This is a genomic window from Rhizobium sp. 1399 (assembly GCF_031455475.1).
Classification (GTDB): domain Bacteria; phylum Pseudomonadota; class Alphaproteobacteria; order Rhizobiales; family Rhizobiaceae; genus Rhizobium.
The window spans coordinates 188,615-209,118 of record NZ_JAVDSU010000008.1 but is presented as its reverse complement, the minus strand read 5'-3'; the positions used below and the strand labels follow the sequence as shown (position 1 = coordinate 209,118).

General features: G+C 61.9%; 19 protein-coding genes. 12 read left to right on the top strand and 7 right to left on the bottom strand.

The features are described from left to right. The first annotated feature begins 23 nt into the window (after nt 1-23). The 11 genes from J2X71_RS24255 (at nt 24) to J2X71_RS24205 (ending at nt 13,496) form a co-directional block, all read left to right on the top strand. Nucleotides 24-1,019: an aldo/keto reductase gene (locus J2X71_RS24255; RefSeq protein WP_310385985.1), complete on the top strand. Its 996-nt coding sequence runs from the start codon at nt 24-26 to the stop codon at nt 1,017-1,019. Between the two features lie 33 nt (nt 1,020-1,052). Next, nucleotides 1,053-1,562: a formaldehyde-activating enzyme gene (gene fae, locus J2X71_RS24250; RefSeq protein WP_113319527.1), complete on the top strand. Its 510-nt coding sequence runs from the start codon at nt 1,053-1,055 to the stop codon at nt 1,560-1,562. Nucleotide 1,563: 1 nt separating this feature from the next. Beyond that, nucleotides 1,564-3,009, top strand: a complete 1,446-nt coding sequence (locus J2X71_RS24245; RefSeq protein ID WP_310385982.1) for an NAD-dependent succinate-semialdehyde dehydrogenase — start codon at nt 1,564-1,566, stop codon at nt 3,007-3,009. Further along, nucleotides 3,009-4,019, top strand: coding sequence for a LysR family transcriptional regulator (locus J2X71_RS24240; protein WP_310385979.1), 1,011 nt, complete (start codon nt 3,009-3,011; stop codon nt 4,017-4,019). The genes J2X71_RS24245 and J2X71_RS24240 overlap by 1 nt, the downstream gene beginning before the upstream one ends. 36 nt (nt 4,020-4,055) lie before the next feature. After that, the gene (locus tag J2X71_RS24235) at nt 4,056-5,681 is read left to right on the top strand and encodes an ABC transporter substrate-binding protein (RefSeq protein ID WP_310385977.1); all 1,626 of its coding nucleotides are present in this window, start codon (nt 4,056-4,058) and stop codon (nt 5,679-5,681) included. A gap of 50 nt (nt 5,682-5,731) precedes the next feature. After that, nucleotides 5,732-6,691 (top strand): ABC transporter permease, encoded by a 960-nt coding sequence (locus J2X71_RS24230; protein ID WP_310385975.1) that lies wholly within the window; start codon nt 5,732-5,734, stop codon nt 6,689-6,691. A gap of 7 nt (nt 6,692-6,698) precedes the next feature. Next, nucleotides 6,699-7,544, top strand: a complete 846-nt coding sequence (locus J2X71_RS24225) for an ABC transporter permease (protein WP_310385973.1) — start codon at nt 6,699-6,701, stop codon at nt 7,542-7,544. After that, entirely contained in the window at nt 7,541-9,130 is a 1,590-nt protein-coding gene (locus J2X71_RS24220) for an ABC transporter ATP-binding protein (protein WP_310385971.1), read from the top strand. The genes J2X71_RS24225 and J2X71_RS24220 overlap by 4 nt, the downstream gene beginning before the upstream one ends. Nucleotides 9,131-9,226: 96 nt before the next feature. Continuing rightward, a complete protein-coding gene (locus tag J2X71_RS24215; protein WP_310385969.1) occupies nt 9,227-10,645 on the top strand; it encodes an aldehyde dehydrogenase family protein in 1,419 nt (472 codons plus the stop codon). Nucleotides 10,646-10,656: 11 nt separating this feature from the next. Next, nucleotides 10,657-11,874: a mandelate racemase/muconate lactonizing enzyme family protein gene (locus J2X71_RS24210; protein ID WP_310385968.1), complete on the top strand. Its 1,218-nt coding sequence runs from the start codon at nt 10,657-10,659 to the stop codon at nt 11,872-11,874. 8 nt (nt 11,875-11,882) lie between these two features. Further along, the gene (locus J2X71_RS24205) at nt 11,883-13,496 is read left to right on the top strand and encodes a GMC family oxidoreductase N-terminal domain-containing protein (protein ID WP_310385966.1); all 1,614 of its coding nucleotides are present in this window, start codon (nt 11,883-11,885) and stop codon (nt 13,494-13,496) included. A gap of 3 nt (nt 13,497-13,499) precedes the next feature. On the opposite strand, the gene J2X71_RS24200 is transcribed toward J2X71_RS24205, so the two are convergent. Both J2X71_RS24200 and J2X71_RS24195 read right to left on the bottom strand, forming a co-directional pair. Beyond that, on the bottom strand, nt 13,500-13,970 hold the full coding sequence (locus tag J2X71_RS24200) for a cupin domain-containing protein (RefSeq protein WP_310385964.1): 471 nt from the start codon (nt 13,968-13,970) through the stop codon (nt 13,500-13,502). Nucleotides 13,971-14,044: 74 nt separating this feature from the next. Next, nucleotides 14,045-15,403, bottom strand: coding sequence for a Xaa-Pro aminopeptidase (locus J2X71_RS24195; RefSeq protein ID WP_310385962.1), 1,359 nt, complete (start codon nt 15,401-15,403; stop codon nt 14,045-14,047). A gap of 148 nt (nt 15,404-15,551) precedes the next feature. Between J2X71_RS24195 and J2X71_RS24190 the strand changes: the two genes are divergently transcribed. Continuing rightward, a complete protein-coding gene (locus J2X71_RS24190; protein ID WP_113319536.1) occupies nt 15,552-16,553 on the top strand; it encodes a LacI family DNA-binding transcriptional regulator in 1,002 nt (333 codons plus the stop codon). 40 nt (nt 16,554-16,593) lie between these two features. Here J2X71_RS24190 and J2X71_RS24185 read toward each other — a convergent pair whose 3' ends face one another. Genes J2X71_RS24185 through J2X71_RS24165 form a run of 5 tightly spaced genes read right to left on the bottom strand, consistent with a single transcriptional unit; the run spans nt 16,594 to nt 20,412 of the window. Then, a complete protein-coding gene (locus J2X71_RS24185) occupies nt 16,594-17,385 on the bottom strand; it encodes a transporter substrate-binding domain-containing protein (RefSeq protein WP_310385959.1) in 792 nt (263 codons plus the stop codon). A gap of 22 nt (nt 17,386-17,407) precedes the next feature. After that, nucleotides 17,408-18,325, bottom strand: coding sequence for an isoaspartyl peptidase/L-asparaginase (locus J2X71_RS24180; protein WP_310385957.1), 918 nt, complete (start codon nt 18,323-18,325; stop codon nt 17,408-17,410). An 8-nt stretch (nt 18,326-18,333) separates the two neighbouring features. Next, nucleotides 18,334-19,068 carry an amino acid ABC transporter ATP-binding protein gene (locus tag J2X71_RS24175; protein ID WP_310385955.1) on the bottom strand — a complete coding sequence of 245 codons (735 nt, stop codon included), beginning with the start codon at nt 19,066-19,068 and terminating at the stop codon, nt 18,334-18,336. A 1-nt stretch (nt 19,069) separates the two neighbouring features. Then, nucleotides 19,070-19,741, bottom strand: a complete 672-nt coding sequence (locus J2X71_RS24170; protein WP_310385953.1) for an amino acid ABC transporter permease — start codon at nt 19,739-19,741, stop codon at nt 19,070-19,072. Further along, nucleotides 19,741-20,412 carry an amino acid ABC transporter permease gene (locus tag J2X71_RS24165; RefSeq protein WP_310385951.1) on the bottom strand — a complete coding sequence of 224 codons (672 nt, stop codon included), beginning with the start codon at nt 20,410-20,412 and terminating at the stop codon, nt 19,741-19,743. The genes J2X71_RS24170 and J2X71_RS24165 overlap by 1 nt, the downstream gene beginning before the upstream one ends. Nucleotides 20,413-20,504: the final 92 nt, after the last annotated feature.

Genomic DNA, 20,504 nt, shown 5'->3' with positions numbered 1-20,504 from the left:
AGAAACACTTTTAGGACATTGCTGTGGAATATGTGCGCTTTGGCCAGACCGGCCTGAAGGTTTCGTCGCTTTGCCTTGGTACCATGGGTATCGGGACATCCAAGTGGAAGGGTTGGGTGTTGGACGAAGAAAAATCGGTGCCAATCCTGAAGAAGGCGCTCGATGTCGGTATCAATTTCTTCGACATGGCGGACTGGTATTCGACCGGCGTCAACGAGCAGGTCGTGGCCCGCACACTGCTGTCGCTGACGGAACGCGAAAAGCTGGTGCTCGCCACCAAGGCCTTCTATCCGATGAGCGACGATCCGAACGACAAGGGCCTGTCGCGCAAGCATCTGATGGCCTCCATCGACAAGTCGCTGAAGCAGATGGGCACCGACTATGTCGACCTTTACGTCATCCACGCCTTCGATCCGGAAACACCAATCGAGGAAACGATGAACGCTCTGCATGACATCGTGAAGTCGGGCAAGGCACGCTACATCGGCGCTTCCACCATGTATTCCTGGCAGTTCGCCAAGATGAACCATGTCGCCAACAAGAATGGCTGGACGCGGTTCGTCAACATGCAGTGCCAGTATTCGCTGCTCTACCGGGAGGAAGAGCGCGAGATGATGCCTTACTGTCAGGATGAGGGCATTGCGGTCACGACCTTTTCGCCGCTCGCCCGCGGTTATCTCGCCGGCGGCGGCTCGGCGCCGCGCATCGCCCATGACCTCTATCTCGACTGGTTCGGCGATGAGATCGACCAGGAGATCGCCAAGCGCGTCAACGAGATCGCTGCCAAGCGCGACAAGACGGCCAGCCAGATCGCCCAAGCCTGGGTCATCGGTTCCGGCAACAGCACGGTTCCAATCGTCGGCACGGAGAGCCCCGAGCATGTCACTGCTGCCATCGAAGCGGCTGCGATCGAGCTGACGGGCGAAGAGCGTGCCTTCCTGGAAGAGCCCTACCGCCCGCGCGACATGATCAATGACTATAACCCGGTCCGTCGCCCCCGCGCCCTTTCGAAGGCATAATGGGTTCGACTCGCATCGCTACTGGAGATTTCAATGCTTTATATCGGTGAAGGCTTCGAGGGTTCCGGCCCGAACGCTGCCCATATCAACCTCTACATCGGCCCGAAGAACGGCCCGATTTCCGGCGCGCTCGCCGGTGCGGCAGCGAGTCCGGGTCCCGGCCACCTGCCGTTCCAGGCAGTACTGAAGCCAAACCTGCCGGCAAAGCCGGTGACGCTTTTCATCGCCAAGGCGGTGATGGAATCCGGTTCGTCGCATGAGCTGATGACCTGGGGTCCGGCGCAGGCCGGTGTCGCCGCCGGTATTACTGCAGCGCTGCTCGACGGTTCGCTGCCGGCGGAAGCTGAAGATGACTGGGTCGCGATTGCCGCCGTCTGGGTCAATCCGTCGGCCAACGACGCCGAAGAAGTGTATCATAACAACAAGGCTGCAACCCATCTTGCTGCCAAGCGCGCATTGCTGAAGGGCTGGCCGTCGCGTGCCGAGCTTGCCGAAGGCGTGGCAACGGTCGGCAATCCTTTCTTCACGCCGAAGGTCGCCTGATATGAAGCTTGTCGAAGACAATGCGCTGATCGGTGGAGGCTGGGGAAGTGCTGCTGACAGCAAGCGCTTTGCCGTGCTCAATCCCGCCGATGGCAGCGAGCTTGCGACCGTGCCGGATTGCGGTGCGGCGGAGGCGCAGCAGGCGATCGACGCCGCAGCGAAGGCCTTCAAGACCTGGCACAAGACGCTCGCTTCGGAGCGTTCTGCCGTGCTGCGACGCTGGGCGGATCTGATGCTTGCCAATCAGGAAGACCTCGCCCGATTGTTGACGGCTGAGCAGGGCAAGCCGCTCGCTGAAGCGCGTGGCGAGGTCGCCTATGCGGCCGGTTTCCTCACCTGGTTTGCCGAGGAAGGCCGCCGCTCGCATGGTGGCGTCGTGCCGTCGCACAAGGTCGATGCGCGCATCGTCGTGATGAAGGAGCCTGTCGGTGTCGTCGCGGCTGTAACGCCATGGAACTTCCCTCTGGCGATGATTACCCGCAAGGTCGGTCCCGCACTTGCTGCCGGCTGCACCATCATCATCAAGCCGGCGGAAGATACGCCGCTTTCGGCTCTGGCGCTTGCCCGTCTCGGCGAACAGGCAGGCGTTCCCGCTGGTGTGGTCAGCGTGGTGACGACGAAGTCGCCGGTCGATGTCGTCGGCGTCTGGATGAAGAGCCCCGTCGTGCGCAAGTTCTCGTTCACGGGATCGACGGCGACCGGCAAGCTGCTCATGCGCCAGAGCGCCGATACGGTGAAGCGCATCAGCCTTGAGCTCGGCGGGAATGCGCCGCTGATCGTCTTCGACGATGCCGATATCGATCAGGCGGTGCGCGGCACGATCGCCTCCAAGTTCCGCAATACTGGACAGACCTGCGTCTGCGCCAACCGTATCCTCGTCGAGGACGGTATTTATGACCGCTATGCCGAGGCGCTTGCCAAGGCCGTCGCGGCGATGAAGGTTGCGCCCGGCGTCGAGGATGGCGTGGCTCAGGGGCCGCTCATCAATGCGCCGGCGCTGACGAAGGTCGAGCGGCATGTGACCGACGCCGTCGAGAAGGGTGCCAAGGTGCTGACCGGCGGCCGGCGGCATGAGCGCGGCGGCCTGTTCTATGCGCCGACGGTGCTGACCGGCATGACGAGGGATATGGCACTTGCGACCGAAGAGACCTTCGGCCCGGTCGCCGGTCTTTTCCGCTTCAAGGGTGAGGAAGAGGCGATCGCGCTCGCCAATGATACGGAAACTGGCCTCTCGGCCTATTTCTTCACCCAGAATCTCGGCCGCGCCTGGCGTGTCGCCGAAGCGCTGGAAGCAGGCATGGTCGGCATCAACGAGGGCGTGATCTCGACGGAAGTCGCGCCATTCGGAGGCGTCAAGCAGTCCGGCCTTGGCCGTGAAGGTGCTGCCGAAGGGCTCGATGAATATCTGGAGAGCAAATACGTCCTGTTCGGTGGGCTTGCGGGATAATGACGGAGGATCGCTCTCCCCAGACGAAGAAGGAGCCGGCGGTCGATCGCCGCCGGTTGCCGCTGAACGCGCTCCGGGCCTTCGAGGCCGTTGCGCATCACGGCAGCTTCACGGCGGCGGCCGCCGCACTCAACATTTCGCAGAGCGCACTTTCGCGGCATGTCATCGGTCTGGAAGAGAGCATCGGGCGCAAGCTTTTCGAACGCGGTCACAAGGCCACGACGCTGACGGATGACGGGCGCTCGCTCGTTGCCGGTATCGGCAAGGGTTTCGACCGCATCGAGCAGGCGCTGAAGGAAGTCTGCGCGCCGGAAGAACAGCGTCAGCGCAAGCTGCGTATCAACCTGCCACCGAGCTTTGCGATGAAGCTCACCGTGCCGCTGCTGACCGATTTCCGGCGCAGCTTCCCGGAAGTGCTGCTGGAGGTTTCGACGCCCTACGGGGTGCCGGACAGCGAATTCGACGTGGCGGTCGTCTATACGCGGCCGGCCGTGGATGAATGGGTCACCGACCTGCTCTGGGAGGAGCGGCCTACGATCCTGTGCCATCCTGATCTGGTGCGGGCCGATCTGATGCAGGGAGGAGTTTCGGAGCTTGCGGCCTTCATTGGAGCAAACGAGATCATCCACATCAAGATCGTCGACATGGAGCCCTATCTGACCTGGCAGCGCTTCCTTGTTCAGAACGGTCTCGGCGGGGTTTCTGTAGCGCGTGGCGTGACATTCGACAGCGCCAGCCTCGGGGTTCAGTACGCCTTGTCGGGGCAGGGCCTAGTGCTGGCGGACCCGGCGCTATTTCGGGAGGAAATAGAAAGCGGCCGCTTGGTTGCGCCGGTCACCGCACACTATTACGAAGGCTTCGGCTATTACCTGAAGACCGATGCGGAAGGGCTGGTGGATCCTCTGATTGCAGGGTTTCGATCCTGGATCATCAGCCGTTTCAGCAATCGTATGGTGAACGACGGTGAAAAGCCCGCCCTGCGCATCGTGTCTGGCACAGAGGGTGTCTGATAGCGACCATACTGCCATTCAAGGAGGAGGCAGATCATGACTGAATTGAAAACCAATAGCGGCAATCCGCTGCATCCCTCCGTGCCGGAACTGTGCGAACAGGTCCGTGCCGGCAAGATCGATCGCCGCGGTTTCCTGCGTGCCGTCGCCTGGCTCGGTGTGACGGCGGCCTCTGCCAGCGCCTTCCTCGGCGACAGCAAGCCGGCTCTTGCGCAGGAAACGCCCACTGATGGCGGTACGCTGCGTTTCGGTTGCCAGATCCAGGAACTGACCGATCCGATGATGACGAGCTGGATCGAGGCTTCAAACCTCTATCGCAACAGCCTCGAATTCCTGACCTATGTCGATGCCGACAACGTCACCCATCCCTATCTCGCCAAGAGCTGGACGCCGTCCGCCGATCTCAAAATCTGGGATTTCGAGCTCGACGAGCGCGCCAAGTGGTCGAATGGCGATGCCTTCACGCCCGAGGATGTGATCTTCAACATCCAGCGCTGGATCGCGCCTGACTCGCAGTCTTCCAACAAGACCGCTTTTTCGGCCGTCGAGAAGGTGGAAAAGACCGGCGACCATGCGGTCCGCATCACGCTGTCGCGTGCGGTTTCCTCGCTGCCCGAGCAGCTCTATTCCTACACTTGCCCGATGCTGCACCGCGAGTTCGTCAAGGGCGGCGCCAACTGGCCGGCCAATCCTGTTGGTACCGGCCCCTTCAAGCTGGAAAGCTATGAAGTTGGCCGTCAGGCGGTGTTCAGCAAGCGCGCCGATTACTGGGGCACGCCTGTTCATCTCGATGGCATCCAGTACATCGACCTCGGCACCGATATCACCACGCATCTCGCAGCACTTTCAAGCGGCCAGATCGATATCATCTATCGCGCGACGATCGCCGAATATGATCTCATGAAGTCGCTGCCGAACATCCAGATCCTGACCGGCAAGGCGGCGCATACGCTTGTCATGCGCATGCAGTCCGACCAGAAGCCGTTCGACGACGTTCGCGTGCGAAAGGCCGTGCAGCTTGCGGCCGACAACAAGCAGATGCTCGACGTCGCCTATCGCGGTGAGGGTGAAGTCGGCGCCAACTTCCACGTCTCGCCGGTTCAGCCCGATTACTTCGCGCTGCCTGCGGTCACCCGTGATGTCGAGAAGGCCAAGGCCCTGCTTGCAGAAGCCGGCTACAAGGACGGCATCGATCTGGAACTGACGCTCGGCAACACGCAGGGCACCTGGGAGCAGGACACCGCGCAGGTGCTGCAGCAGAACCTCGCCGAAGCCGGCATCCGGCTGAAGCTCAACGTCCTGCCGGCCTCGCAGTATTGGCCGATCTGGGACAAGGTTCCCTTCGGTCTTACCTATTGGGCGCACCGTCCGCTCGGTGCGATGACGCTCGATCTTGCCTATCGCTCCGGTGGTGCCTGGAACGAGAGCCATTTCGCCAGCAAGGAATTCGACGCCGCGCTCGACAAGGCTCTCGCCGTCGTCGATCCGGCCAAGCGTCCCGAAGCCATGAAGGATGTCGAGCAGATCCTGCAGGATTCCGGGGTCATCATTCAACCCTACTGGCCGAACCGCTTCAGCGCCGCAGCCACCACCGTCCACGGTTTCGTGCTCCATCCGGCGGATTACTTCCGCATGGACGGCGTCTGGCTCGCCAAGGCTTGATCTTCGGGGCCGCTCATCGCGGCGGCCCCGACCCGGCAAAGAGGTGGTTCGTGACCGTTTTCCGTTTCATTCTTCGTAAACTGGCAAGCGCACTCGCGGTGATGTTCACCGTGTCGCTGCTCGTTTACCTGGCACTGGAGGTCAATGTCGGCGATGTCGCCGTCAAGGTCCTCGGCCAGTTCTCGACGCCAGCTCAGCGCGCCCAGTGGCTGACTGCCAACGGTTACGATGCCCCCTTCATCATTCGCTACGGCCGCTGGCTCTGGTCCTTCGTGACCGGCGACTGGGGCGTGTCCACCTATTACCGCGCGCCGGTTGCGCAGCTTATCCCGGACCGACTTGCGGCTTCCGGCATTCTTGCCGGCGGTGCGCTGCTGGTGATCGTGCCCGTCGGCCTGTTTGCGGGCATCGTTGCCGGCATGCGTCAGGGTTCGGTTCTCGATCGTATCGTCTCTTTCATTGCGATCGCCACGACCTCGATCCCGGATTTCGCCTCCGCCGTCTTCTTCTCGGCCGTCTTCGTCTTCTGGCTGCACTGGCTGCCAGGTGCCAGCACCATGCTATCAGGTTTCTCGCTGCAGCAGATCATTCTGCCCGTGCTGGTGCTCGCCTTCTATTCCACCGGTTACCTGGCGCGCGTCACCCGCGCCTCGATGATCGAAGTCATGGGCACGCATTACGTCCGCACGGCGCGACTGAAGGGCGCCAGCACGGCGCGTATCGTCTGGCGCCATGCGCTACGCAATGCGCTGATCACGCCGGTTACCGTCATCATGCTGCAGTTTCCCTGGCTGCTCTCGGGCGTCATCGTCGTGGAGGTTTTCTATGCCTATAAGGGCTTCGGCACGCTTCTCTATGACGCCGCGCTCAATAGCGATATCCGCCTGGTCGAAGCCTGCGCGATGGTGAGCGTCGTCGTCGTCGTCGCGACGCAGATCCTCTCCGACCTCGCCTATGGCTGGCTCAATCCGCGTGTCTCGCTGCTCGATGCAGCCAAGGGACGGAAGTGAGGGCGGCATGCGGAAAGCTGTAACACCCTATCTCACCAATCCGGTCGTGCTGATCGGCGGATTCCTGACGATTGGCTGGCTGCTGGTGGCGATCTTTGCGCCAATCCTTGCGCCCTTCGATCCGATCCGCACGCTGTTGCCACTGGCAAAGCCCGGTACTGCCGCTCCGACAGGCGGCGTATTCTGGCTCGGCACCGACAAGCTCGGCCGCGATATCCTCTCACGCCTGATCTATGGCGCACGCACTGTCGTGGTGTTCTCGACGCTTGCGACCGTGACTGCCTATGTGGTCGGCGTGGCGCTCGGTCTTATCGCCGGCTACTGGCGCGGCTGGATCGATGCGGTCCTGTCCTACATCGCCAATGTGGTGCTCTCCTTCCCGGTTCTGGTGCTTTATATCGTCATCATCGTCGTTGTCGGCTCCTCGCCATTCAACATCGTGCTTGCGGTCACCTTCGGTAGTGCGCCGGCGATCTTCCGCATCGTGCGCGGCATTACCATCGATGTGTCGAGCCGCGACTTCGTGGCGTCTGCGGTGACACAGGGCGAAAGCACCTGGCGCATCATGCTCTTCGATATTCTGCCCAATGCCAGCGGCCCGCTCGCAGTCGATTTCTGCTTGCGCCTCGGCTACACGGCGATCACCATCGGCACGCTCGGCTTCCTCGGCCTCGGCCTGCCGCCACCAACGCCGGATTGGGGCACAATGGTCAATGAAGGCCGCGCCATGGCGATCGCCTTCCCGCATCTCGTCATCTTTCCATGCCTTGCGATCTCGTCGCTGATGCTGGGCTTGAGCCTGCTGGCAGACGGATTGCAAGAAGTCTCGGAAGCGCAGGGGAGGCGTGCATGAGCAGCAACGAAAGCCAACCGATCCTTCGGGTCGAAAATCTGAGTGTCGCGCTGCCGAAGGGCGCCGACAGGCCCTATGCCGTCAAGGCGGCGAGCTTCGATCTCAGGCCGCGTGAAATTCTCTGCGTTGTCGGGGAATCCGGGTCCGGCAAGTCGGTTCTGTCGGCCGCATTGATGGGGGCCGTACCGGAGGGGCTGAAGATTGCGGGCGGCAAAGTGATGCTCGGCGATACCGATCTCGTCGGCCTCTCCGAGAGGGCTTTCCGCGCCGTCAGGGGCAGTGATATCGCCATGATCTTCCAGGAGCCGATCGCCTCGCTCAATCCGGCGATGACGGTTTCGGCGCAGATCGAGGAAGTCTTCGAGCTGCATTCGGATTTCGATGCCGCCGAGCGCAAAAAGCGTGCCCGCGCGCTGATCGAATCCATGCATCTGCCGAACCCTGATCGTATCCTTAAGGCCTATCCGCATGAGCTCTCCGGCGGCCAGTGCCAGCGTGTCGTCATCGCCATGGCGCTTGCCATGAACCCGCGTGTGCTGATTGCGGACGAGCCAACGACTGCGCTCGACGTCACGACGCAGGCGCAGGTGCTGAAGCTCGTGCGCGAGCTTCGCAATATGCACGACCATGGCATTCTCTTCATTACGCATGACTTCGGTGTCGTTGCCGATATTGCCGACCGCGTGGCCGTCATGCGCTACGGCGAGATCGTCGAGATCGGCGAGGCAAGACAGGTGCTGACAGCGCCGAACCATCCCTACACCAAAGAGCTCATCGCCGCCGTGCCGAGCCTGAAGCCGCACGATCGTCCGGCTCCTCCGCAGGGTGAAGAGCCGGTACTTGCCGTGCACGACTTGCAGCATTCCTACGGCAGCGTCCAGGTTTTGAAACATGTGGAGCTCAGCCTGTCGCCGGGCCGCGTGGTCTCCATCGTCGGTGAATCCGGCTGCGGCAAGTCTACCCTTGCCAAGGCGATGATCCGCCTGATCGAGCCGAAGAGCGGCCGGGTGGAAGTGGCGGGCGCCGATCTTCTCGGCCTTGCGCCGGCGCCGTTGCGCGCCCGGCGGCGGTCGATCCAGATGATTTTCCAGGATCCATTCGGCTCGCTCAATCCGCGCCGTCGCGTCGGGCCGATGATTGCCCGCTCCGCCATGCTTGCCGGTGTCGAGGCAGGCGAAGCGCGGCACCGTGCGGAAGAACTGCTCGATCTCGTCGGTCTGCAGAAGAGTGCCTATTGGCGCAAGCCGTCGGCCTTTTCCGGCGGACAGCGCCAACGCATCGGCATTGCGCGTGCGCTCGCCATGCGGCCGGATGTCCTGATCGCCGACGAAAGCGTTTCGGCGCTCGACGTCTCCGTGCAGGCGCAGGTTCTGAAACTGCTTCGCGAGCTGCAGGAGAAGCTGCAGCTTGCCATCGTCTTCATCACCCACGACCTGCGCGTCGCTGCCCAGATCAGCGACGAGATCGTGGTGATGCAGAAGGGAGAAATCGTCGAGCGTGGCAGTGCGGCCCAGGTGCTGCAGGCGCCGACGCATCCCTATACGAGAACACTTCTAGAAGCGGCGCCGGGCCGCAGCACGTTCTAGCCGCCGCTTCCGGGCGACGGCACACCGTTTCGTTTCAACGCATGGCCGGCAGAGGCCGGCATGCGCGTGGTTGGCTATTGTCCTGAGGATACCGTGATGAGGGATTATCGCAATTTCATAGCCGGACAATTCCGGTCTTCCAGCAGTCTGGTGCCGGTGCTCAATCCGGCAACGGAAGCCCAATTCGCCAAGGTGCCGTCGGCGACTGCCGAAGAAGCCGTCGAGGCTGTCGAGGCGGCGGCGAAGGCACAGAAGGAATGGCGGGCGCTGCCGGCAATTGCGCGTGGCGACGCGCTGCGCAAGCTTGCTGCCGTCATCGAGAAGCGGGCGGAAAAGATTGGCACGGCGCTGGCGCTGGAATCCGGCAAGAGCCTTGCCGATGCGACGGGTGAGGCGATCTATGGCGCCGAGTTGCTGCGCTACCACGCCGAATGGGCGCGGCGCATTGAGGGCGAGATCATTCCGAGCGACAATGCCAATGAGACGCTGCTTCTGAAGCGCGAAGCGATCGGGGTGGTCGCCTGCCTGATCCCCTTCAACTTCCCGATCTATACGCTGGTGCGCAAGATTGCGCCGGCGCTGATTGCCGGCAATGCCGTCGTCGTGCGCCCGAGCAATTCGACGCCGACCTCGGCCTTCGAGATCGCCGAAGCAGTGGCCGAGGCCGGCTTGCCTGTGGGACTGGTCAACATCCTCACGATGTCGCATGAGGTTGCAGCCACGTTTTGCACCCATCCCAAGGTCGGGATGATCACGCTGACCGGCAGCCTGCAGGCGGGCCGTGTGGTGCTTGACTATTGCAAGACGAATATTGCCAAGCCGTCGCTGGAACTCGGCGGCAAGACGCCCGTCATCATCGAGCCGGATGCGGATCTCGATGTCGTTGCCGCCCAGCTCATTGCCGCTAAGACCAATCATTGCGGCCAGCTCTGCACTGCGCCGGAGCGCGTCTATCTGCATCGCTCTATCCACGATGCTCTGCTTGCCAAACTGAAGGCCGGTTTTGCCGGTCGGGCTTTCGGCGACCGCTCGGTCGATGCGTCTCGTGTCGGGCCGCTCGCCACGAAGTCCGCGCAGACGAATGTGCACAAGGCCGTCTTGAAGGCGGTAGAGCAGGGCGCGCGTATCGAAAGCGGCGGCACCTTGCCCGATGGCCTCGGCTTCTTCTATCCGCCAACGCTGCTGTCCAATTGCCGTCAGGAGATGGAGATCATCGTCGAGGAAATATTCGGGCCGGTTCTGCCTATCGTTGCTTACGATACGACGGAGGAGGCGCTAGCGCTCGCCAACGATCACCAGTTCGGGCTGAGTTCGGTGCTCTTCACGAACAATCACCGCACGATCATGCGCTTTTCCGACGCGATCGAGGCTGGTGAATTCTACGTCAACCGTTTCCCGGCAGATCCCTATCAGGGTTATCACGCCGGCTGGAAGCGCTCCGGCCTCGGCGGCGATGACGGTAAACACGGCATGCTCGAATTCACCCAGACACGTCTCGTCATACTCAAGCATTGAGGATCACGGCCATGCAGATCGCATCGCTTTCCACCCATGTCGTCGCCGTCCCGCCGCCGCATATCGGCGGCATGTACTGGATCTTCGTACGGCTGACGACGGCAGACGGTATCGAGGGTGTCGGGGAAATCTACTCCACCGCCTTCCATCCGAACGCACTCGTGCCGCTGATCGAGGATGTCTTCCAGCGCTATCTGCTCGGCCATGATCCGTATGATATCGAGCGCTTCTGGCGGCTTGCCTATTCGAGCGGCTTTACCCAGCGCCCGGATCCGACGATGATGGGCATCGTCTCCGGCCTGGAGATCGCCTGCTGGGACATTATCGGCAAGGCCGCCGGCAAGCCGGTGCACAAGCTGATCGGCGGGCGCGTGCACGAGAAGCTGCGCGCCTATACCTATCTCTATCCGAAGAATGCCGCCGGCGAATATGACTATAACGATCCGGATCTTGCCGCCGAATGCGCGGTGAAGATGGTCGAGATGGGCTTTACCGCCGTCAAGTTCGATCCGGCCGGTCCCTATACCGCCTATTCCGGCCATCAGGTTTCGCTCGGCGTCATGGACCGCTGCGAGGAGTTCTGCGCCAAGATTCGCGAGGCCGTCGGCAGCAGTGCCGATCTGCTCTTCGGCACGCATGGGCAGATGGTGCCTTCTTCGGCAATCCGGCTCGCGCAGCGGCTGGAGAAATACGATCCGCTCTGGTTCGAGGAGCCGGTGCCTCCCGGCCAGGAAGAGGCGATGGCGGAGGTTGCTCGCAAGACCTCGATCCCCATTTCGACGGGTGAGCGGCTGACGACGAAATACGAGTTCCAGCGCGTGCTGGAAACGGGTGCGGCCTCCATCCTTCAGATGAACGTGGCGCGCGCCGGCGGCATTCTGGAATCCAAGAAGATCGCGGGCATGGCTGAAGCCTATTACGCGCAGATCGCGCCGCATCTCTACAATGGTCCTATCGGTGCTGCCGCCAGTATTCAGCTTGCCGCTTCCTCGCCGAATTTCCTGATCCATGAGGCGATCGTCGATTTCTCGGGCTTCTACGCGGAGATCCTGAAGACGCCGCTGCGCTTCGAGGACGGCTACCTGACCCCCTCAGACGAGCCGGGGCTGGGCGTAGAGCTCAATCTCGATGTCGTCGCGAAACACCCGCCCTACGAAGGGCAGCGACTGCATCTGCAAATGGATGACAAGCCCGCCGACGTGAAGGCATTTGCGCCGGCCCGCGGCTGAGAACGAAGATGACGACATACGATTACATCATCGTCGGCGCCGGCTCGGCCGGCTGCATTCTGGCCGCACGTCTCAGTGAGAGTGGCAGGCACAATGTGCTGCTGATCGAAGCCGGCGGCAATGACAGTTCGCCGTGGTTTCGTGTCCCGGTTGGCTATGCGCGCTCCTACTACGATCCGAAGGTCAACTGGATGTACTGGAGCGAGCCGGAGGCCGCGCTCAACGGTCGGCGGATCTATGCGCCGCGCGGCAAGGTGCAGGGCGGTTCCGGCTCCATCAACGCGATGATCTTCGTGCGCGGCGCGGCTGATGATTTCGACGACTGGAAGGCTGCCGGCAACCTCGGGTGGGGTTATGAAGACGTGCTGCCTTTCTTCCGCAAGCTGGAGACGCATGCGGGCGGCGAGAGCAAATATCATGGCGGCGGCGGGCCGATCCATGTGACGCCGATGCGCGGCCAATCGCATGCGATTACCGACCGTTTCCTGGAAGCCTGCGCCGAGCTGCAGATGCCGCTGAACGCGGATTTCAATGGCGAAAGCATCGAAGGCGCCGGCATCTACGACATCAATACGCGGAACGGCGTTCGCTCCTCGTCATCGCTCGCCTATCTCAGACCGGCGCTCGGACGGCCCAATCTTGCTATCCTGCGCAACAGCCGGGTAAGGCGCGTCATCGTCGATGCGGAAGCCCGCGCGACCGGCGTCGAAGTGATCGGTCCCGGCGGCATAACAAACTACTCGGCCCGACAGGAAGTCATCCTCTCTGCAGGTGCGGTCGATACACCGAAGCTGCTGCAGCTCTCCGGCATCGGCGACGGCGCGCATCTGCAATCCCTGGGCATTCCGCTGGTGCGGCATCTACCGACCGTCGGCAAGAACCTGCAGGATCATCTCTGCGCCAGCTTCTATTACCGCTCCACCGTGCCGACGCTGAACGACGAGCTCGGAACGCTGTTCGGCCAGGCGCGGCAGGCACTGCGCTATATCCTGACGCGACGCGGGCCGCTGGCGCTCAGCGTTAACCAGGCCGGCGCCTTCCTGCGTGGCAGCCCGGATGAAGAGCGACCGAATATCCAGCTTTATTTCAATCCGCTCTCCTATCGTATTCCAACGGATCCGAAGGCAGGTCTGAAGCCGGAGCCCTATTCGGGTTTCCTTCTCGCCTTCAACTCCTGCAGGCCGACGAGCCGCGGCACGGTCGGCATCGTCTCGCCCGAGATGACGGAAGCGCCACAGATCAGGCCGAATTATCTCGGCACTGTGCATGACGAAGAAGAGGTCATTCAGGGCAGCCGGCTGGTGCGCCGGATCATGGAAGCGCCGGCCCTGCGGGCGATCACTGAAGTGGAAATGCCGCCTTCGGTGGAGGCCCAGACGGATGAGGAACTGCTTACCTATTTCCGCGGCAATTCCGGTTCGATCTACCACCTCTGCGGATCGGCTTCGATGGGGCCGGATGCCACGACATCCGTGGTTGACGCCTCCCTGAGGGTGCACGGCATCACCGGGCTGCGGATCGTCGATGCCTCGGTCTTCCCGAACATCACGGCCGGCAATATCAACGCACCGACGATGATGGTGGCGGAAAAAGGTGCGGCGATGATCCTCGCCGCTGCCTGAGAGCTAGTGGCGGTGGATCGGGTCGATCCACGGCACGTCCTCGGGCTTTTCGACTGGTTCGATGTCGAGGTTGACGACCACCGGTTCCTGGCCCGAGCGCACGACCACGCATTCCAGCGTTTCGTCACGGTTGGCATTGATTTCCTGATGCGGAACGAAAGGCGGCACGTAGATGAAATCGCCGGGGCCGGCTTCTGCAGTGAATTCGAGGTTTTCGCCCCAGCGCATGCGGGCCTTGCCTTTCACCACATAGATGATGCTTTCGAGATCGCCGTGATGATGGGCGCCGGTCTTGGCATTGGCATGGATCGTCACTGTGCCCGCCCAGATCTTTTCGGCCCCAGCTCGCGCATGGTTGATGGCGGTCGCGCGGTTCATGCCCGGCGTCTGCGCCGTATTCGGATCGAGCGCATTGCCGGGAATAACCTTCACGCCATGTTCGCGCCAGTCGATATGCTTGTGATCGTCGCTCATGCCGCTCCTCCTGCTTTCAAGCTGAATTTAGGTAAGGTCGGATCGACAGCCAAGGGCCGTCGATCCTTTACGCGCTATTCGCGGATCAGCACATGGTTCGCTTTCAGCCAGAAGGGTGGCAGGTAGAGCGGCGTGTCCGACAGGGGCAGGATACTGTCTTTCAGGGCGACGCCGAGCTTATCCGCCATGAAGGCGCGGCGAGCGGTAATGCGGGCGTGCATCTCAGGGTACTTCGTGCGGATCGCCTCTCTCAGCTTTGCATCTGCAAAGGCGATCGTATCCTCGCAGTTCAACGCCCAGCCGGCTGGCATGGGCACGGGGATGACGTCGACCTGGAAGGGCATGCCTGAGCGCAGGCGTTCGGTGGAGCCTGGGCGGACCGGCGAATGCAGCCATTCCTCGTGGCTGCCGAGATGGCCGGGGTTAAGCGCCGAGTTCAGGCCGGCGGATTTCAGTTTCTCGGTGACTGATGTGAAGAGATCGCCGCCGGTCGTGCCGATATCGGCCGTCTCGTACCAGGTGATCAGAGCTTCGAAATAGGCCTTGGCGGGTTTCAGGAAGGCGTCGTCATGGTCGGTCAGCAGGCCGGCGCGGGAGGAGAGGGCGCCCCAGTAACCAAGGGCAGTCGTCACGCCGTCACCCTTCTTCACACGCCGTGCCGTCGGGCTGCGTAGGCCGACGATGGCCTCGCCGGAACTGACAGAGGCGAACATCGTGTGAAGGTTCAGCGGGTCGCCTTCATAGCCCAGTCTTCCGAGTGCCTCGAACTCGCTGTCGCCTTCGCGAACACCTGAGACGACGCGCCAGAGCGCGCGTGTGCAGCGGGCCGAAGCCCATTCGAATGCGGCGAGCTGGTCGACATCGACGACGGCACGCAAGCCGGTCTCCGGATGCATGAGAACGGTGGTCGCATCGGTGATCTTGCCGGCCAAGCGGCGCAGCGCAGAGACAATGAAGTCGGGCACGAAAAAGCAGTTTGCGTGATCCTCGTCCTCCTCCGCCGAAAGATACTTCCAGCCGACTAGGCCGATGCTGTTACCCTTGCCGATGCCGGCGTCGCGCAGACGGTCAGAGAGGCGCGGGTTCTGGCTACGGTCCTGACCCATGAGGCTGAAGGTCTGGGCTCGCAGCACCTCGATGCCAGGCAGACGGGCAAGCACCGTGTAGCTCTCGGATTCATTACCTGTGATGATGACTCGCTTTCCCTTCGGACCGAGCAACAGCAGGGCCTCTTCGAAGCGTGGCTCGAAGCCGGAGAGGAACATGATGTTGCCGAAGTGCTCGCGGTCGGCATAGACCACCAGCCAATCGGTGCCAGCAACTTTTAGCGCGGCGTCGGCGCGGGCTGCGTACGTCTCCGCCGGGATCTGTGGCTGCTCGGCGCCGACAGGGCCGAAATCGGGCAGGGTTATGGGTGAAAGGGTGATTGCCATACAGTTCCTCCATTCAAGCTGGTATCGAAGCGAAAAGGGCTGGTGGCACCGGTTTCAGTGCCACGAAAGTGGATGATTGCAAGTTTCCGATAGCGAAGATGCGCTTCTGTGCGCTATCACGCCATGACAGGTTGGAAAGCGCTCGAATATGACTCAGAACAATGGCCGCGATGCCGCCCCGACGATTGCCGATGTTGCAAAGCTCGCCGGGGTATCGCGTGCGGTTGCGAGCCGGGCGCTCTCCAACGAGCCGCGGCCGGTTTCTGCCGACAAGCGCGAGCGGGTGGTCGAGGCTGCCGCACAGCTCGGCTACAAGCCGAACCTTCTGGCGCAAAGTCTGACGACCAAGACGGTCAACCTCGTCGCCGTCGTCGTCAACCATATCCACGACCTTTCGGATCTCGATCTTTTCGATCGGTTGCTGGATCAGATTCAGTCGATCGGCAAGCAGGTCATCATGATCCGCATCGGTTCTGTCGCCCGCGTCGAGGAATTCCTGCGCAACGGCGTCGCCTATCATGTCGATGCGGCACTGGTCTTTTCGGATTTTGCGGATGCGCCCACGGTCCGGCGCATGTTCCGCTCCGATCTCGTCGTCATGCTGAACGGTCTTCATGACGATCTTTCGCCCGTCGTTATTCCCGATGAAGGCAGCGGCATTGCCGAAGCCGTCGCCGATGCGGCAAAGAAGGGCGTGAAGCGGGCAGGTCTCGTCACCGGCCGTTCGTCGTCGCCGATGGAGCACGCGCGCATCGGCTTCTACAGACAGGCCTTCGCGGAGAATGGCATAGAGCTGGTGCGCACGGTGCAAGGCGACTATTCCTATGAGAGCGGCCACGCGGCGGCTGCGGAGCTGACCGGCGCGGGTTGCCCGGATGCGATTTTCTGCACGTCCGATGCGATGGCCATGGGCATTCTCGATGTCTGCCGTGCCGATTTTCCCGGCAACCGGCCGACACGTTTCCGGCTCTATGGTTTCGACAATCTCTCGCTCACCGATTTCGACGCCTATCCGATTTCCTCGATCGGTTACAACAAAGGCGTCTATGTCGAGCACGTCGTCGATTTCATCGCAAATCCTGGCGATTTTCACCCCGGCCAGCCGCCGGTCATCGTGCCAACGACCTATTTTCCGCGGTTAACCTCCTGATAGCAAACAGGCCGCCCGAAGGCGGCCTGTGAGGATTGTCTTACCACTGCGGGTTTAGAGCCGGCGGGTTGGCTTCGGCACCCCACCACTTCTTGTAATTGGCTTCATAGGCGCCCGACTGGATGTAGTCTGAGACGAACATATCGAGCCAGCGAACGAATTCCGGATCGCCCTTGGCAACAGCCATGCCGATCGGGTCGTTGGAATAGAGGCCGGCCAGGGTGACCAGCGTCGGGTTCTTGGTGGCGAGATAGTCGAGCAGCGAGGAGTCTTCGATTGCCGCATCGACACGCTTCTGCTGAAGCTGCAGGACGCCATCAGGGGCGAACTGGTCGACATAGACGAGCTGCGCATCCGGAACGGCGGACTTGAGGAAGGTTTCACCCGTGGTGCCACGGCCGACGACGACCTTCTTGCCAGCGAGATCCTTCAGCTCCTTGATGCCGGAGTCCTTCTGGACGATGACGCGCAGGCCGGCGCGGTTATAGGGGATCGAGAAATTGACGACCTTGGCGCGCTCGAGCGTAGCCGAGGTGTTGGCGATCGCGACGTCGATCTGGCCGGAGACCAGCATGGAGATGCGGGCGTCGCCCGAGACGTCGGTGAATTCGACCGGTACGCCGAGCTTTTCGGCCAGGCGAGTGGCAACGTCGACGTCATAACCGACCGGGTTGTTCTGCGCGTCGCGGAAGCCGATCGGCTCACCGCCAAGCGATACGCCGATGCGAACGATGCCGCGCGAGCGGATGTCGTCGATCATGCCGGCAAAGGATGGAAGCGCAGAGCCGGCAACGACGGCCAGCGCGGCAATGGCTGTGAGAATGCGTTTCATGGTTCCATTTCCCTCTTCTTGATTATGCCTGTTTCGCTGCCCGGAGTTCCGGTTCGGGCATCGAGTCCTCCCAGAGCCAGTAGCGGATTTCGCCCTCGCATCTGAAATTCACGACCTCATGGTTCCCCTTGGCATCGACGGCGTGGATGACCACGCCGGCCAGGAAACCAGAGGAAAGTTCGTTGAGCTCCTCGACGGCCAGCTTGACGGCGTCGGAAAGCGAATAGCCGAATTTGAGCGCAAGCACGACGGTGCGCGCAGTCGAGCAGCGCATTGTCATCTCGCCGGTATGGGTGCAGGCGGCCGCGCCATAGCGGCTGTCGGCATAGAAGCCGGCGCCGGGAATGGGACTGTCGCCGAGGCGGCCCGGATATTTCCAGGCCCAGCCCGACGTCGACGTCGCAGCATGGATGCCACGTGTGGGATCGGCGGACAGGAAGACGGTCGTGTCACGCACGCGCTCGGGATCGGTGATGGCGCGGCTCAGCGGCGCCAGCGGGATATTGGGGAATTTCGCCAATTCCTCCGGCGAGAGTTCCTTTTCGAGCCGTTCCCACCAGACGCGCTTGCTATCTTCAAAGAGCACATCGTCTTCGGAGAAACCGATTTCACTGGCAAAGCGGCGAGCTCCGTCGCCAGTCAGCATCACATGTGGCAGACGTTTCATCACCTCATGGGCGAGGCGGGCGACGGGCAATGTGTTCGGCACGGCGCCGACGGTGCCGACGTCACGCGTGTTGCCATCCATGACGGCGGCGTCGAGTTCCATGTTGCCGAGCATGTTCGGCCAGCCGCCGTAACCGACGCTGCGCACCTGGACTTCGCTTTCCACCTTGCTGATGCCGGCGACCATCGCGTCGAGGCTGATGGCACCTTCGCGCAGCATCTGCACTGTCGTCGGGAAACCGGGCCAGGCTTCTTTATTGGCCAAGAGCAGCATGAATACCTCTAATCTTTGCGCATTTTGGACAGGAACTGGGCGATACGGGAGTTGGCCATACCGCCCTCGGCGGCGAAGAAATCCGCCGTCGGCAGATCGACGAGCAGCTTGCCCTTGTCGAGGAAGACGATGCGGTTGGAAATCTGCCGCGCGAATTCGATTTCGTGGGTGACGAAGAGCATGGTCGTGCCCTCGGTCGCCAGCTTGGCGAGGATCGCAAGGACTTCCGATGTCATTTCCGGGTCGAGCGCGCTGGTGACTTCATCGAGCAGCAGATAGCGCGGCTGCATGGCAAGCGCCCGGCAGATGCCGACGCGCTGGCGCTGGCCGCCGGAGAGCTGGGCCGGATAGGCGTCGGCCCGATCGCCTAGGCCGACGGACTGCAGCAGGGCGCGGGCGGTGGCTTCTGCTTCTGCACGAGGCTTCTTCAGCACTTCGATCGGCGCCAGCGTAATGTTTCCGAGTACGGTCATATGCGGATAGAGGTTGAAGAGCTGGAAGACGGTGCCAGAGCGCTTGCGGGCCTCGGCCAATTCCTTCGGCTTGCTGACGTCGAAATCATCGACGGTGATGCTGCCGCCGTTCAATTTTTCCAGGCCGTTGATGCAGCGGATCAGCGTCGACTTGCCGGAGCCGGAAGAGCCGAGGATGGAGACGACCTCGCCGGGATTGATGGTGAGATTGACGCCATCGAGAACGGTTGTAGGACCGAAGGCCTTCTGGACATTTTCTACTTTGAGCATATCAGAGCCCTCTCCAGGCGGCATGCGCCCTGAGGCGGTTTTCGAAGCGGGCGCCGAGCCATGCGAGCAGCTTGGCGCAGACGTAATAGAGCAGGCCGACCACCGTCCAGACGATGAAGGGCTTCAGCGTGCGCAGGTTGAGGATGTTGCCGATCTTGGTGAGATCGACGACGCCGATGACCGAGATCAGCGAAGTGACCTGCAGCTGGTTGACGAGAAGCGCCGTCAGCGGGCCGATGGCAAAGGCCATGGCTTGCGGCGCAACGACATGGCGCAGCACCTGCCAGCGGGTGAGGCCGAAGACGCGGGCCGCCTCGATCTGGTCGCGACCGATGGATTCGATGGCCGAGACCGCGATGACATAGACGAAGGCAGCCGAATTGGCCGACAGCGTGATCATCGCAGCCGTCGTCGGCGTGATGCGGATATGAAAGAGGCCGGGCAGGCCGAAGAAGACGAGGAAGAGCTGCACCAGAACAGGCGAGTTCTTCAGGAGTTCGGCAAAGAAGGTGATTACCGGCGTCAACACCGGCACGCGATAGAAGCGGCAGACGGCCCAGAGTGTGCCGATCAGCAGGCCCATCAGCGATGTCGAGAAGAACAGGCCGAGGCTGACGCCAAGGCCTTGCAGCAGCAGCCAGATATCGAATGGTGTGAAATCGGAAAAGCGCATCAGGCTACGGCCTCCATCATGTCGCGGTTCAGGCGGCGGTGGAGGAGGGCGATACCCAGCGAGACCAGATAGGTCAGAACGGCATAGACGACGAGAAGCACGATATAGACTTCGAAGGGCCGATAGGTCTGCGAGACGACGATCTGAGCCGAGCCGGTCAATTCGTTCAGCGTGATGGTCGAGAGGATCGAAGAGGTCAGGACCATGTTGATCAGCACGGAGCCCAGCGGCCGAACGGAGGTTCTGAGTGCGATCGGCAGCACGATCTTGGTGAAGACCACCCGGCGCGACAGGCCGCTCACTTCGGCGGCCTCGATGATGCCGGGATCGATCGCCAGGATGCCGGCGCGGATGACGTCAGAGGCATAGGCGCCGCCGGCAATCGAAAGTGCCACAACACCCGTCGTGAAGGCATCGATATAGATGCCGATCTCGGGCAGGCCGTAATAGAAGAAGAACAGCTGCACGATGAAGGGGACGTTGCGGAAGATATCGACGTAGACGAAGGAAATTCTGCGCAGAAGACCCGAGGAGGAGGTGCGCGCAATGGCAACGAAAGCGCCCATGATGACGCTGCCGACCAGCGCCAGGGCGCAGGCCTCCGCCGTCAGCAGCGCGCCTTGCGCGAGAAAGCCCAGATGGGGCAAGAGGATCGAAAGGTCGAACCGCACGATCACTCCCTTATGTACGATTGAAACCGGTTTCATCGTGTCGTTTGTGGGCACCAATGTCAAGAATGCCAGCTGTGAAATGCTGATATATC

Coding starts and splice junctions, on each gene's coding strand:
- fae (WP_113319527.1), top strand. CDS start 1,053: ATGCTTTATATCGGTGAAGGCTTCGAGGGTTCCGGCCCGAACGCTGCC.
- J2X71_RS24245 (WP_310385982.1), top strand. CDS start 1,564: ATGAAGCTTGTCGAAGACAATGCGCTGATCGGTGGAGGCTGGGGAAGT.
- J2X71_RS24240 (WP_310385979.1), top strand. CDS start 3,009: ATGACGGAGGATCGCTCTCCCCAGACGAAGAAGGAGCCGGCGGTCGAT.
- J2X71_RS24235 (WP_310385977.1), top strand. CDS start 4,056: ATGACTGAATTGAAAACCAATAGCGGCAATCCGCTGCATCCCTCCGTG.
- J2X71_RS24225 (WP_310385973.1), top strand. CDS start 6,699: ATGCGGAAAGCTGTAACACCCTATCTCACCAATCCGGTCGTGCTGATC.
- J2X71_RS24220 (WP_310385971.1), top strand. CDS start 7,541: ATGAGCAGCAACGAAAGCCAACCGATCCTTCGGGTCGAAAATCTGAGT.
- J2X71_RS24215 (WP_310385969.1), top strand. CDS start 9,227: ATGAGGGATTATCGCAATTTCATAGCCGGACAATTCCGGTCTTCCAGC.
- J2X71_RS24210 (WP_310385968.1), top strand. CDS start 10,657: ATGCAGATCGCATCGCTTTCCACCCATGTCGTCGCCGTCCCGCCGCCG.
- J2X71_RS24205 (WP_310385966.1), top strand. CDS start 11,883: ATGACGACATACGATTACATCATCGTCGGCGCCGGCTCGGCCGGCTGC.
- J2X71_RS24200 (WP_310385964.1), bottom strand. CDS start 13,970: ATGAGCGACGATCACAAGCATATCGACTGGCGCGAACATGGCGTGAAG.
- J2X71_RS24195 (WP_310385962.1), bottom strand. CDS start 15,403: ATGGCAATCACCCTTTCACCCATAACCCTGCCCGATTTCGGCCCTGTC.
- J2X71_RS24190 (WP_113319536.1), top strand. CDS start 15,552: ATGACTCAGAACAATGGCCGCGATGCCGCCCCGACGATTGCCGATGTT.
- J2X71_RS24185 (WP_310385959.1), bottom strand. CDS start 17,385: ATGAAACGCATTCTCACAGCCATTGCCGCGCTGGCCGTCGTTGCCGGC.
- J2X71_RS24180 (WP_310385957.1), bottom strand. CDS start 18,325: ATGCTGCTCTTGGCCAATAAAGAAGCCTGGCCCGGTTTCCCGACGACA.
- J2X71_RS24175 (WP_310385955.1), bottom strand. CDS start 19,068: ATGCTCAAAGTAGAAAATGTCCAGAAGGCCTTCGGTCCTACAACCGTT.
- J2X71_RS24170 (WP_310385953.1), bottom strand. CDS start 19,741: ATGCGCTTTTCCGATTTCACACCATTCGATATCTGGCTGCTGCTGCAA.